This window comes from Bradyrhizobium sp. (assembly GCF_049581145.1).
Lineage (GTDB): Bacteria > Pseudomonadota > Alphaproteobacteria > Rhizobiales > Xanthobacteraceae > Bradyrhizobium.
This window is the reverse complement of record NZ_JBAURI010001271.1, coordinates 1-13497: the sequence shown is the minus strand read 5'-3', so window position 1 is coordinate 13497 and position 13497 is coordinate 1. Positions and strand designations below refer to the sequence as shown.

The following is a 13497-nucleotide window of genomic DNA, read 5'->3' as shown; positions in this document are numbered from 1 at the left end:
GGCGAAGGCTTTGTCGAGACTGCTCGGGTGGACGACGCGGATCTCGTGATCCTCAACACCTGCCACATCCGCGAAAAGGCCTCCGAGAAGGTCTATTCGGAACTGGGCCGGCTGCGGCTCGCCAAGGACGAGGCCGCGCAAGCGGGCCGCAAGATGACGATCGCGGTGGCCGGCTGCGTCGCGCAGGCCGAGGGGGAAGAGATCATCCGCCGCGCCCCGGTGGTCGACGTCGTGGTCGGCCCGCAAAGCTATCACCATCTGCCGCAACTGCTCGCACGCGCTCGGGATGACGGCCGCGCGATCGAGACCGAATTTCCGGCCGAAGACAAATTTGCTGTCCTGCCGCAGCCGGAACCCGGCGCCATTCGCGCCCGCGGCATCTCCGCTTTCGTGACGGTGCAGGAAGGCTGCGACAAGTTCTGCACCTTCTGCGTGGTGCCTTACACGCGCGGCAGCGAGATGTCGCGCCCAGTGGCAAAAATCGTCGAGGACGTGCAGCGGCTCACCGACAATGGCGTATGCGAGCTCACCCTGATCGGCCAGAACGTCAACGCCTATCACGGCGAGGGACCGGATGGCCGGACCTGGTCGCTGGGCCGGCTGCTGCACCGCCTGGCCGAGCTTCCCGGCGTCGCGCGGCTGCGTTACTCGACCAGCCATCCCCTGGACGTCGATGCGTCCCTGATCGCGGCGCACCGCGATCTGCCGGCGCTGATGCCGTTCGTGCACCTGCCGGTCCAATCCGGTTCCGACCGGATTCTGGCCGCCATGAACCGCAAACATACCGTTCGGGATTATCGCGCGGCCATCGACCGTTTCCGTTCGGCACGCCAAGACATTGCATTTTCATCAGATTTTATCGTCGGCTTTCCTGGCGAGACCAAGCAGGATTTTCTCGCCACCCTCGCGCTCGTCATGCAAATCGGTTACGCTGCGGCTTATTCGTTCAAATATTCGCCGCGACCGGGCACGCCCGCGGCGGACATGCGGGAGATGGCGTCACTGGCTGAGATGGACGAGCGACTGCTGCGGCTTCAAGGCTTGATCGACAGCCAGCAATCGGCCTTCAACAAGGCTGCGATCGGCACCACCCTCGATGTGCTGTTCGAGCGCGCCGCGCGCAATCCCGGCCAGCTCGTCGGCCGCACCGCCTATCTGCAGCCGGCCCATGTGATGGCCTCACCCGACATCGTCGGACAGGTCAGGCCGGTGACGATCGAAAGCCTCGAGCGCTACAGCCTGCTCGGCAGGCTTGCAGCCTCCGCGCCCCCACGCGCGACGGGATCCGCATTTTCTCAAACGCCCATTGGAGCCTGAACCCTTGCCCAAAAGCGCATCGGATTCGCCTTCGCTCGTTCCCAGCCGCAAACTTGACCGCGACATGCAGATCCCGCCCGAGACGCAGGTCGTCATCGATTTCGACGACAATCGCGCCGCCTCGGCGCTGGTCGGACCTTATGGACAGAATCTCGCGCTGATCGAGCGCCGGCTCGGCATCGTGGTGGATTCGCGCGGCAACCACATCACCATCGCCGGCTCCCGCGACGGCTGCGATGCGGGGCGTCGCGTGCTGGAAGCACTCTACGCACAGGCCGCGCAGGGACACGATCTGGCGCAGGGCGATGTCGAGGGTGCGATACGCGCCGTGATCGCGCAAGGCTCGCTGTTCGAATACGATGCCAAGTCGGCAAAGTCGGCGTTCGAGCTGATCAATCTGCGCAAGCGGCCGGTGCGGGCGCGCACCGCGGCGCAGGATTCCTATATCCACGCGCTCAAGCGCCATGAACTGGTGTTCGGCATCGGCCCCGCCGGCACCGGCAAGACCTGGCTTGCGGTGGCGCAGGCCGCCCAATTGTTCGAGCGCAAGGAAGTCGATCGCATCATCCTGTCGCGGCCGGCGGTCGAGGCCGGCGAACGGCTCGGCTTCCTGCCCGGCGATCTCCGCGAGAAGGTCGATCCCTACCTCAGGCCGATCTACGACGCGCTGTACGACCTGATGGATGCAAGAATCGTCGAGCGCGCGCTGCAGACCGGCGAGATCGAGATCGCGCCGCTCGCCTTCATGCGCGGCCGGACGCTGACCAACGCCGCCATCATCCTGGACGAGGCGCAAAACACCACGTCCATGCAGATGAAGATGTTCCTGACCAGGCTCGGCGAGAACAGCCGCATGATCATCACCGGCGATCCCTCGCAGGTCGACCTGCCGAACGGCCAGACGTCGGGACTTGCGGAAGCCGCGAAACTGCTCGACGGCGTCGAGGGCATCGCGCAGGTGAGATTCACCGCCGAAGACGTGATCCGCCACGAATTGGTCGCCCGGATCGTCGCGGCCTACGAGGGATCGCCGCAAAAGCCCGCGGCCGGCAAATCTGCGCCCGACAAGTCCGTGGCCGGCAAATGACGTGAAGACGCTCGCGCCGACCGGCGCGCTGGATGCAAAACTTCCAACGACGATGCCACACTCGAACAGTCCCATGACCGAGGTCCTCGTCGCCGCCGATTGCTGGCGAAACGAGCCGGATGCGGAAGCCGTGATCCAGCGTGCGATCACGGCTGCCGCCGGGAACGTCGATGCCGATGTCGCCGGCGCCGACCTCGCGATCATGCTGACCGACGACGCCGGCATTCGCACGCTGAACGGCAACTGGCGCGGCATCGACAAGCCGACCAACGTGCTGTCGTTTCCGGCGCTGCAGCCGACCGGCGCCCGCTCCGACGACGACGCGCCGCACATGCTCGGCGATATCGCCATCGCCTATGAGACGATGCGAAGGGAAGCCGATGACGAAGGCAAGCCGTTCGATCATCACTTGAGCCATCTCGCGGTCCATGGCTTCCTGCACCTGATCGGCTACGATCACGAGAGCGATGCCGACGCCGGCGCGATGGAAGCGCTCGAGCAGGAGATCCTGGCGCAACTCGGAATTCCCGACCCTTATGGGAACAGGGAGGGGATGGATTGAGATGGTGGACTCCGAACCGATCCACGACAATCCGCGCAACCCGCACAACCTGCCCGCGGTGGTGCCGCCCGGCGGAACCGCGCGCCCAACGTCCGACAGCTGGCTGATCCGCGCGATCCGGACCCTGTTCGGCTGGAAGGCGGGATCGGTCCGTGACGATCTGCAGGTCGTGCTCGATGCTTCAACACCCGATGAGGCTGGCTTTACCGCGGTTGAGCGCACGATGCTGCGGAACATCCTGGGCCTGCATGAACGGCGCATCGCCGACGTCATGGTGCACCGCGCCGACATCGTCGCGGTCAAGCACGACATTTCGCTCGGCGAGCTGATGGACCTGTTCGAGCGCGCGGCGCATTCCCGTCTCGTGGTCTACAACGAAACCCTCGACGATCCCGAAGGCATGGTTCACATCCGCGACCTGCTGGCATTCATGACCGCGAAGGCGCGCGTACCGCAGGCAGCCAAGCCGAAACGCAGGAAGCCCTTGCCGGCGGGCCTCGATCTGCGCGCAGTCGATCTCACGCTGCCTTTGTCGCAAGCCAGCATCATCCGGAAACTGCTTTACGTGCCGCCGTCGATGCGCGCGATGGATCTGCTGGCGCAGATGCAGGCTTCGCGCATCCACCTGGCGCTGGTGGTCGACGAATATGGCGGCACCGACGGGCTGGTCTCGATCGAGAATCTGGTCGAGCAGATCGTCGGCGAGATCGACGACGAACACGACAGCGACGAGCCGCCGGCGATCGTTCGGCAGGCCGACAACTCCTTCATTGCCGACGCCCGCGCCAGCCTCGACGATGTCCGCGCCGTGATCGGCGAAGAGTTCGTCACCGGGGAAGCCGGCGAGGAGGTGCAGACGCTCGGCGGCTATCTGGTGAGCCAGGTCGGCCGCCTGCCGGTGCGCGGCGAGGTGATTTCCGGTCCCGGCAATTTCGAGGTCGAGGTGCTCGACGCCGACCCGCGACGGGTGAAGCGGCTGCGCATCACCACGCGAAAGGAGCGCCCGGCGCCACGCGCCCAGCGCGAGGGCCGCCGCCGTGAACCGCAGGCCGGCGAAGCCAGCCAGATCCAGGCGAACGACAATCTCGGTCCGCCGCCCGGCGAGGGAACCGGCCCACAGTGATGATCGCCAACAGACTTCGCGCCGCCGGCCTTGCGATCATTCTGTCCTGGGGTTGGAAGCGAGCCGCCATCGCGTTTGCCGCCGGTGCACTGTCGGTGCTGGCGATGGCGCCCTTCAACGCCTGGCCGGTGCTGTTTCTGACCTTTCCGGTCGCGGTCTGGCTAATTGACGGCGCAGGCGCCGGACGATGGCGTGGCGTGCCGGCCGCGGCGCTGGCAGGCTGGTGGTTCGGCCTCGGCTATTTCGTGCCGGGCCTCTACTGGATCGGCTACGCCTTCCTGGTCGACGCCTCGACCTTCGCGTGGCTGCTGCCGTTCGCCGTGCTGGGGCTGCCGATCTATCTGGCTTTGTTTACCGCGCTCGGCTTCGCGCTGGCCCGGCTGCTGTGGACCCGCGACGCGTCGCGCATCATTGCGCTCGCCGTCAGCCTGACGGTCAGCGAATGGCTGCGCGGCAGGGTGCTCACGGGCTTTCCCTGGAACACGTTCGGCTACGCCCTGTCCGAGCCGCTGGCGCTGGCACAGGCGGCATCGCTGATCGGATTGTGGGGCCTGACTTTTCTGAGCGTGGCCATTTTCGCCAGCCCGGCGGTGCTGATCGACGGCAGTTCGCGCGGACGCAAGACTTGGATCCAAGAGACTTGGATCCAAGAGACTTGGATCCAAGTGACTTGGATCGACAAGACTTGGATCGACAAGCGTTGGATCGCACCCGCGACCGCGGTGCTGTTGCTGATCGCAATGGGAACTTTCGGTGTGGTGCGGCTGTCGCGGCATCCGACCGGGATCGTCGACAATGTCAAGCTGCGGATCATGCAGCCCAATCTGCAGCAGGACGTCAAATTCAATTACTCCGCCAAGGCGGAGGTGATGCAGCGCTACCTTGCGCTGTCCGATCGGTCCTCTGGTCCGCAATCCACCGGCGTCCGCGACGCCAGCATCTTGATCTGGCCGGAATCGGCGTTTCCGTTTTTCCTGACTCGCGAAGCCGATGTGATGGCCGAGATCGCGAATTTCCTGCCGCAAGGCACGGTTCTGATCACCGGCTCCGTGCGCGCGCCCGATCAACCGCCGGGCACCCGCATAACGCGCGCTTATAACTCCATTTATGTCTTCGACCACGAGGGCAGCGTGTTGTCGCTCTACGACAAGTTGCATTTAGTACCATTTGGTGAATATCTGCCATTACAGGAATTGATGGAGCGGGCGGGCCTTGAGCAACTGACCAAGCTTCAGGGCGGATTCATTCCCGGCACGATACGGCGCACGCTGCCGATCCCGAACGCGCCACGTGCGCTGCCCTTGATCTGCTATGAGGCGATCTTTCCCGGCGATGCTGCGAGCAGAGACGATCGTCCGGGTTGGATCGTCAACCTGACCAATGACGGCTGGTTCGGGATTTCAACCGGCCCCTATCAGCATCTGCAGCAGGCGCGCATGCGTGCCATCGAGCAAGGCCTGCCGTTGGTTCGCGCGGCAAATACAGGCGTTTCGGCTGTCGTCGATCCAATGGGACGAATCATCGCGCATCTCGATCTCGGCGTCGAGGGGGTGCTGGATTCCAGATTGCCGTCAGCGATTCGACCGACCTTCTACGCACGCTACGGCGACATTCCAGCAGCGGCGCTGGTAGTTGTTGCCCTGATATTCGTCATTCGACGCCGCATCGCGAAGCAAATTCTGCGATGAACGCAAATTGCGCCTGCAGATTCATGTTCAGTTTTCGAATTTCACTAGAAAAATTCATCAGACGAATATCCGGCTGTTGACAGATCGATACCGCAATTCGCATTGTGTCGGAACCAAGTACGGTCCAGTCAGTTCGTTGCTCAAATTGTCTGCAATCTTCCCCAATCTCCGAGCAAGATTTGACGGTGTTGGCGTCGGAGGTACGGTTGACCTCGTCTGCATCTACCGACGCTTGATCACAAGGAGTGGGAGTGGTGGAGATGTCGACTAAAGCCCCGAACCCTGTTGACAAATATGTCGGCAGTCGGGTGCGGATGCGCCGCATAATGCTGGGCATGAGCCAGGAGAAGCTCGGTGAGGCTCTAGGCCTCACGTTCCAGCAGATTCAGAAATACGAGAAGGGGACCAACCGGGTCGGCGCCAGCCGCATCCAGCAGATCTCCGAGGTTCTGCAGGTTCCGGTGTCCTTCCTGTTCGAAGGAGGCCCGACCGGCACGACGAGCCCGGACGGCTTCAGCGAGGGAGCCTCACCGACTTACGTATCCGACTTTCTGGCGACGTCCGAAGGTTTGGCGCTCACGCGCGCGTTCACGCGAATCAACGACGCCAAGCTCAGGCGCAGCATCGTCGATCTGGTCGAACAGATCGCGGCGCGCGAAGCGCCCGAAAAGCCCTAGAGACTCCACCGTTTTGGTTTGAAGGACTTCCAAATCTGGCCTATGTGATCGGGCTCGGGGCGAGATCAGTCGCGCCCCGAAGGCGCCGTCAAGCCGAGCGCCTATCCGGACAACACGACCATATGCCGATCGAAGCCACCACCAACCCGTTCGATTCTAGAACCATTCTAGGTGGCATCCGCGAATGGGTCGAGCTCGAGACGCCGACGGAAGCGCCCGAGCAGGTCAACAGGCTGGCGAGCCTGGTCGCCGATCTCTATCACGACCTGCCGGCGACGGTGCAGCGCGTTGCGGGAACCAAAGGCTGCGGCGACCATCTCGTGGCGCGATCATCCTGGGGCCGGGATGCACCCGGCATCCTGGTCCTGAGTCATCTCGATACGGTGCATCCGATCGGGTTCATCAAGCGTCTGCCGTTCCGGATCGAAGGCGACAGCGCCTTTGGCCCCGGCATCTACGACATGAAGGGCGGCGCCTACCTCGCCTACCACGCCTTCCGCCAGCTTTGCACCGGAGCCGAACGCTCGCCGCTCGGCGTCACCCAGCTCTACGTATCCGACGAGGAGATCGGCAGTCCGACGTCGCGCGCCTTGATCGAGGCCGAGGGATCGCAGGCGAAATATGTGCTGGTGACGGAGCCGGCCCGCGATGGCGGCAAAATAGTGACCGGACGCAAGGGTGTCGGACGGTTCGAGGTTAACATCAAGGGGCAGCCCGCCCATGCCGGCACCCGGCCCGAAGACGGCCGCAGCGCGATACGCGAACTCGCCAACGTCATTGCCACGCTGGAATCCATGAACGATCTGAAGCGCGGCATCACCGTCAATGTCGGCGTGGTCAAGGGCGGTACCCGGCCGAACGTCATCGCGGAGGAGGCCTCCGCCGAGGTCGACCTTCGGGTGCCGACCATGGCCGACGCCTCCGATCTCGTCGCCAGGATCCTCGATGTGAAATCGCGGACCGACGGCGTCAGCGTCACCGTGACCGGCGAACTGAACCGGCCGCCCTACGAGAAGGGCAATGCCGGCGCGGCGTTGTTCGAGCATGCCAGGCACCTCGCGGCCGAAATCGGCTTCGATCTCGTCGACACCTTCACCGGCGGCGGCTCGGACGGCAACTTCACCGCGGCGCACACCGCGACCCTCGACGGCCTCGGCGTCGACGGCAAGGGCGCGCATACCCATTATGAGCAGCTCTACATCTCCTCGATCGAACCGCGGGCGCGACTGCTGCATCGCCTCTATCAGACGCTGCGATGAGCGCGCCGGCGGGCGGCGCCGATGACGATGCTTCGCATGGTGGCGCGGTTGCGGGGCACGGTTCATTCTTCGGTCGCCGCAAGGGACACAAGCTCCGCGCCCATCAGACCGATCTGATCGATCGTCTGCTGCCGCAGCTCGCGCTCGACATCAGCACATCTTCGCCAACCGAGCTCGCCCAATCGTTCGGTGCAAAGTTTGGCGCGTTCAGACTAGAGATCGGTTTCGGCGGCGGCGAACATCTGATCGCCGAGGCGCAGGCCTTCCCCGCTACCGGCTTCATCGGCTGCGAGCCCTATGTCAATGGCATGGCGAAGATCCTCAGCCGGATCGAGGCCAGCAACATCGGCAATATACGCTTGTTCGCCGGCGACGCGGCTGAATTGCTGCCCTGGCTGCCGGCGCATTCGCTTGCAAGGGTCGACCTGATCCATCCCGATCCCTGGCCGAAGCGACGGCACTGGAAGCGGCGTTTCGTGCAGGAGGCGACGGTCACGGCGATGGCGCGCGTGCTGACGCCGGAAGGCGAATTTCGCTTCGTCAGCGACATCGACGACTACTGCGCCTGGACGCTGTGGCACCTGATGCGTTCGAATGATTTCGCCTGGACGGCCGAACGCGCCGATGACTGGCGGCTGCCATGGCCCGGCTACACCATGACGCGCTACGGCCGCAAAGCCGAACGCGAAGGCCGCCGCGCCACGTATCTGCGGTTTCGGAAGGCCGGCTGACTCTCACGTCACGCCGACTGGCGGGTTTTCCAGAAACCGATCACGCGCTCGGCGGTCGAAGGCATCAAGCGGGCGAAATTCACCCGCGCGCTCTCGATATCGGCCGGTGCCGGCACCCGGTTCTTGCCCAGCCGAAGCAGGATCAGCGCGCGTACCGTGGCCCATTCCAGCCCGATCATCTTGCCGACGATCAGGATCGGATCGTAGCGATCGCCCGAGATCAGGCGATCGAGGGTTGCGATCTTTACCCCCGACATCGCCGCCAGCGCGGCGATCGATTCCTCATACCTGTGGGTCTTGGCAAAGCCCAACAGCGCGCTTTCATTGAGCTCGCCTGCGCGATGCAGCGCCAGGATGGTGCGCTGCGCCGCGATGAAGTCGCGCTTGCCCTCGACCAGTTCGGGCACGCCCGTCATCCCGCTCATCGCCAGCTTGATGGCCGCCTGCCGATCGGGCCCGACCACGTCGAACAGCCGCCGGCGCACCACGTCGAGCGACCCCGCCAGCAAGTCCTTCAATCGCGCGCCGGAGAGATCGGCCCGCTTGCCCACCGCGAGCGTCAGCACACCGTCCTGGCCGGCGCGCCTGATCAGCTCGGAATAGCCGTTGTCGGAGAACAGCGCGCCGGCATTGCCGGCGGCGCGCCGTACCACGTTGCGATCGCCACGGTCCATGATGACGTCGGTGAGATCGGCCGACAGGGTCGGTCGCTCGGTCATCGCCAGCAGATGGCCCTGGCCCTTGGCGCGCGCGATGTCGAGCAGAACCTCTTCGTCGATGACGGGCGAACGGCGCAGCACCGGCGCGGCCACCGTGATTTCATTCTCGCGCGCGAACTGGACGATCAGTGTGCGCGGGGCGTTGGCGAGCGGCGATAGCCGCTCGGCCAGTTCGGCCCGGGCTGAGGTTGCGGTATGGGGAACGAGGTCGATCAGGATCCCGTCGAACAGATCGACGTGCTCGGGCCGCAAGCGCGCGGCATCCTGCAGAAACAGGTCGGCGATGCGGCGCGCGGCTTCGGCACGGCGTTCGGGATCGCCGTGTTTGACGATCTCATCGAGCCCGGGGATCAGCGACGCGGCGCCTGCCATCGAACCTGCTCAAAACGCAACACGACACCACTCTGCCCGAACGGCCCCCCGCAACCCGGGTGAGTTTCCACCACTTTAGCTCGGCTTGGTGAAGGAAGGGTTAGCCAAAAGCCACAAGGCCGCGCTGTCAAAATGGCGTAAAATCGGCGCGTTTGATCTCGCGGCCCTTGCCGCATGGTCGGAAAAGCGCTATATGGGCTATAACTTTCGGTATCTCATACAATCGCGTATTGAGAGTGGGCCCTTCCGGACCCGCTCTTTTTTATTACCTGAACGAGGCCGGGCGCGAGCTCGATGGCGCGGCCCGCTTCGGGTAACCCAGCCGGGACAGCGCAGGGTCCGGCCAACCCATGCAAGTTAGAGCGAACCACCGAATTTGACGCTGCACATGACTGATCCAATTCAGGGTTTTCCGGAGGCCGAACTGCTGGCCGAGCCGCGCCTGGTCACGGAACCGGGCGTCGCGGCCCGGGTGGCGGCGGTCGCCGGCCCGGTCTTGCAGCAAATGGGCTACCGGCTGGTGCGGATCAGGATCTCGGGCGAGGCCGGCTGCACCGTCCAGATCATGGCGGAACGGCCGGACGGAACGATGCTGATCGACGATTGCGAGGCGGCGTCGCGGGCGCTGTCGCCGGTGCTCGATATCGCCGACCCGATCGATCGCGCCTATCGGCTGGAGATTTCCTCGCCCGGTATCGACAGACCGCTGGTCCGGCGTTCCGACTTCATGCGCTTTACCGGTCATCTCATCAAGATCGAGATGGCGGTTCCACATCAGGGCCGCAAGCGCTTCCGTGGGATCCTCGGCGGCGTCGCAGGCGATACCGTGCGGCTGCATCGCGACGATGCGCCGGCCGGCGAGGATGCCGAGGTGCTGCTGGTGATGGAAGAGATCGCCGAAGCAAGGCTGGTGCTGACCGACGACTTGATCGCGGAATCGATGCGCCGCGGCAAGGCCGCCGAGCGTGAGCTGAAGCGCGGCCCAAAGCGCGATCCGGGGCCCGAGCTGCCGCATGCGCCGCACGCGAAAAGCCACGCGCCGAAATCGAGACCGGCGAAATCAACCCCGATCAAAGCGCAGCCGGCCAACAAGCCGGCCCCGAAAAATACCAAACGACACCGCCTCGCCGCCGACAGCGCGCGCAGGGACGACAACGATTCGATCTAACGGAGACCAAAGCCATGGCCGTCAGCGCCAACAAACTCGAACTGCTGCAGATCGCCGACGCGGTTGCCCGCGAGAAGTCGATCGACCGCGGTATCGTGATCGCGGCGATGGAAGACGCCATCGCCAAGGCCGCCCGCGCGCGTTACGGCAGCGAAACCGATGTTCACGCCGAGATCGATGCCAAAAAAGGCGAATTGCGGCTGTCGCGCCACATGTTGGTGGTCGACAAGGTCGAGAATTCCGCCAACCAGATTTCGCTGGACGATGCCCGCCGCGCCAATCCGGGCGCCCAGATCGGCGACACCATCGCCGATACCTTGCCGCCGCTGGAATATGGCCGTATTGCGGCGCAATCGGCCAAGCAGGTGATCGTGCAGAAGGTGCGCGAGGCCGAGCGCGACCGGCAATATCAGGAGTTCAAGGATCGTATCGGCGATATCGTCAACGGCATCGTCAAGCGCGTGGAATATGGCAGCGTCATCGTCGATCTCGGCCGCGGTGAAGCCATCATCCGCCGCGACGAAATGCTGCCCCGCGAGGTATTCCGCAACGGCGACCGTGTCCGCGCCTATATTTTCGACGTGCGCCGCGAGACCCGCGGACCGCAGATCTTCCTGTCCCGCACCCATCCGCAATTCATGGCCAAACTGTTCGCTCAGGAAGTTCCTGAGATCTATGACGGCATCGTCGAGATCAAGGCGGTGGCGCGTGATCCCGGCTCGCGCGCCAAGATCGGCGTGATCTCCCGCGATTCCTCGGTCGATCCGGTCGGCGCCTGCGTCGGCATGCGCGGCTCGCGGGTGCAGGCCGTGGTCAACGAACTGCAGGGCGAGAAGATCGACATCATCCCATGGTCGCCGGACATCGCGACCTTCGTCGTCAACGCGCTGGCGCCGGCCGAGGTCGCCAAGGTCGTGATCGACGAAGACCGCGAACGCATCGAGGTCGTGGTTCCCGATACCAACAATCAGCTCTCGCTGGCGATCGGCCGGCGCGGTCAGAATGTGCGTCTCGCCTCGCAGCTGACCGGCTGGGACATCGACATTCTCACCGAACAGGAAGAATCGGAGCGCCGCCAGGCCGATTTCGAGAACTCCACACGGGTGTTCATGGAAGCGCTCAACGTCGACGAGGTCGTCGGCCAATTGCTCGCGTCGGAAGGCTTCACCTCGGTCGAGGAGCTGGCGCTGGTGGATGCCAAGGAATTGGCGGGGATCGAGGGATTTGACGAGGAAACCGCGATGGAATTGCAGAACCGGGCGAAAGAATATCTCGAGCAGCTCGAAGGCGAGCTCGAAAGCAAGCGCAAGCAGCTCGGCGTCGAGGATGCCGTGAAGACGGTGCCGGGCGTGAGCTCGAAGATGCTGGTGAAGCTCGGCGAGAACGACATCAAGACGGTCGATGATCTGGCCGGCTGCGCCACCGACGACCTGGTGGGCTGGACCGAACGCAAGGATGGCGGCGAGCAGACCAAGCACGCCGGCATCCTCGATGGTCTTGAACTGTCGCGCGATGATGCCGAGGCGATGATCATGCAGGCCCGCGTCAAGGCCGGCTGGATCAAGGAGGCCGATCTCGCCAAGCCGAGCGAAGCCCCCGAGCCGGCCGCAGAACATACGGCGTAAGGAGATGCCGCACGCATGCTTGCCGTCGCTGATCCAGACATGGCTGACCCAGATCTCGACAACGGACCGCGGACCGAAAAGTCCGCGACGATGCGGATGTGCGCGGTCAGCCGCGAGGTGCGTCCGATCGATGAACTGATCCGGTTTGTCCTCGCCCCCACGGGCGAGGTCGTCGCCGACCTGAAGCGCAAGCTGCCGGGGCGCGGATTGTGGGTCCAGGCGTCGCGTCAGGCGGTTGCGGAAGCGGTGCGGCGTAACCATTTCGGCAGAGGCTTCAAGCGCGACGTGCGCGTCGCTCCGGACTTTGCAGCGGATATCGAGAACCTTCTGGCACGCAGTGCGGTCGAGGCGCTTGCGATCGCCGCCAAGGCCGGACTGGTGATCTCCGGTTTCAGCCAGGTCGAGGCCGCGCTCAAGGAGCGCCCGGGCCGGAAAGCGATCCAGGCGCTGATCCATGCGGCGGACGGTGCGGCGGACGGAATCCGCAAATTGGATGCCCTTGCCCGGCAAAATGCCGGGAATAGGGACGAAACGCCGGGGTTTCTGATCGTCTCCGGGCTGACATCGACAGAATTGGATTTGGCACTTCACCGGTCAAATGTGGTACATGCTGCCCTGCTCGCGGGCTCGGCGGGCAGGACATTCCTGTCGCGCAGCCAGACCCTGGTCCGATACCGGCTGGATGGCGCTGACAAGATTGCCGGAAGCGCGGCCAGGAATTCGAAATAAAGAACAGAAATAAAGCTACTTGCATCAAACGACGGTGCGCCTGCGCACCCCAAGATTAGGACGACTGAATGCCCGATAAGAATACGCCCGGCGACAAGAAACTGAGTGTGCCGAGCAAGACCTTGACGCTCAAGCCGCGCGTCGAGACGGGAACTGTGCGCCAGAGCTTTCCCCATGGCCGGACCAAGCAGGTGGTGGTGGAGAAGCGCGGCAAGCGCCGTGTTGGCGCCGATGGCATGGAAGCCCCGCACGCGGCTCCGGAACCGGTGGCAGCCGCGGTCAGCAAGCCGGCGCCGCCCAAGCAATCGCCCCGCTCAGGCGGTCTGCAGCCGTCGCAGTCGCGCAATGCGTCCGGCGTCGTACTGCGCACGCTGACCGAGGACGAACACGCCGCGCGCGTCAGTGCGCTGGCCGACGCCAGGGTCCGCGAGGTCGAAGAG

At 64.4% G+C, this 13497-nt stretch carries 13 protein-coding genes; 12 read left to right on the top strand and 1 reads right to left on the bottom strand.

The annotated features are described in order from the left end of the window. The 8 genes from miaB to WCB02_RS40365 all read left to right on the top strand — a co-directional run. Positions 1-1317: tRNA (N6-isopentenyl adenosine(37)-C2)-methylthiotransferase MiaB (gene miaB, locus WCB02_RS40400; protein ID WP_423968209.1), on the top strand; the 1317-nt coding region annotated here is incomplete at its 5' end. A gap of 4 nt (positions 1318-1321) precedes the next feature. Next, complete coding sequence (locus WCB02_RS40395; RefSeq protein ID WP_423968207.1) at positions 1322-2404, top strand: PhoH family protein; 1083 nt, start codon at positions 1322-1324, stop codon at positions 2402-2404. 52 nt (positions 2405-2456) lie between these two features. Further along, positions 2457-2966: an rRNA maturation RNase YbeY gene (gene ybeY, locus WCB02_RS40390; RefSeq protein ID WP_423968212.1), complete on the top strand. Its 510-nt coding sequence runs from the start codon at positions 2457-2459 to the stop codon at positions 2964-2966. A 1-nt stretch (position 2967) separates the two neighbouring features. Continuing rightward, on the top strand, positions 2968-4089 hold the full coding sequence (locus tag WCB02_RS40385) for a hemolysin family protein (RefSeq protein WP_423968205.1): 1122 nt from the start codon (positions 2968-2970) through the stop codon (positions 4087-4089). Then, positions 4089-5777 (top strand): apolipoprotein N-acyltransferase, encoded by a 1689-nt coding sequence (lnt, locus tag WCB02_RS40380; RefSeq protein ID WP_423968202.1) that lies wholly within the window; start codon positions 4089-4091, stop codon positions 5775-5777. The genes WCB02_RS40385 and lnt overlap by 1 nt, the downstream gene beginning before the upstream one ends. 260 nt (positions 5778-6037) lie before the next feature. After that, entirely contained in the window at positions 6038-6454 is a 417-nt protein-coding gene (locus tag WCB02_RS40375) for a helix-turn-helix domain-containing protein (protein ID WP_423968199.1), read from the top strand. Between the two features lie 122 nt (positions 6455-6576). Beyond that, on the top strand, positions 6577-7713 hold the full coding sequence (locus tag WCB02_RS40370; RefSeq protein WP_423968197.1) for a M20 family metallopeptidase: 1137 nt from the start codon (positions 6577-6579) through the stop codon (positions 7711-7713). Next, positions 7710-8444, top strand: a complete 735-nt coding sequence (locus tag WCB02_RS40365) for a tRNA (guanine(46)-N(7))-methyltransferase TrmB (RefSeq protein ID WP_423968195.1) — start codon at positions 7710-7712, stop codon at positions 8442-8444. Before WCB02_RS40370 ends, WCB02_RS40365 begins: the two co-directional genes overlap by 4 nt. 8 nt (positions 8445-8452) lie before the next feature. Here the strand turns inward: WCB02_RS40365 and WCB02_RS40360 are convergent, their stop codons facing one another. Continuing rightward, complete coding sequence (locus WCB02_RS40360) at positions 8453-9535, bottom strand: DUF2336 domain-containing protein (protein WP_423968193.1); 1083 nt, start codon at positions 9533-9535, stop codon at positions 8453-8455. Between the two features lie 388 nt (positions 9536-9923). Between WCB02_RS40360 and rimP the strand changes: the two genes are divergently transcribed. The 4 genes from rimP to WCB02_RS40340 form a co-directional block, all read left to right on the top strand. Then, complete coding sequence (gene rimP, locus WCB02_RS40355) at positions 9924-10703, top strand: ribosome maturation factor RimP (RefSeq protein WP_423968191.1); 780 nt, start codon at positions 9924-9926, stop codon at positions 10701-10703. Positions 10704-10717: 14 nt separating this feature from the next. Next, positions 10718-12328, top strand: a complete 1611-nt coding sequence (nusA, locus tag WCB02_RS40350) for a transcription termination factor NusA (protein WP_423968189.1) — start codon at positions 10718-10720, stop codon at positions 12326-12328. A gap of 39 nt (positions 12329-12367) precedes the next feature. Further along, complete coding sequence (locus WCB02_RS40345) at positions 12368-13057, top strand: RNA-binding protein (protein WP_423968186.1); 690 nt, start codon at positions 12368-12370, stop codon at positions 13055-13057. 68 nt (positions 13058-13125) lie between these two features. Beyond that, a partial coding sequence (locus WCB02_RS40340) for a translation initiation factor IF-2 associated domain-containing protein (protein ID WP_423968184.1) occupies positions 13126-13497 on the top strand: 372 nt, incomplete at its 3' end.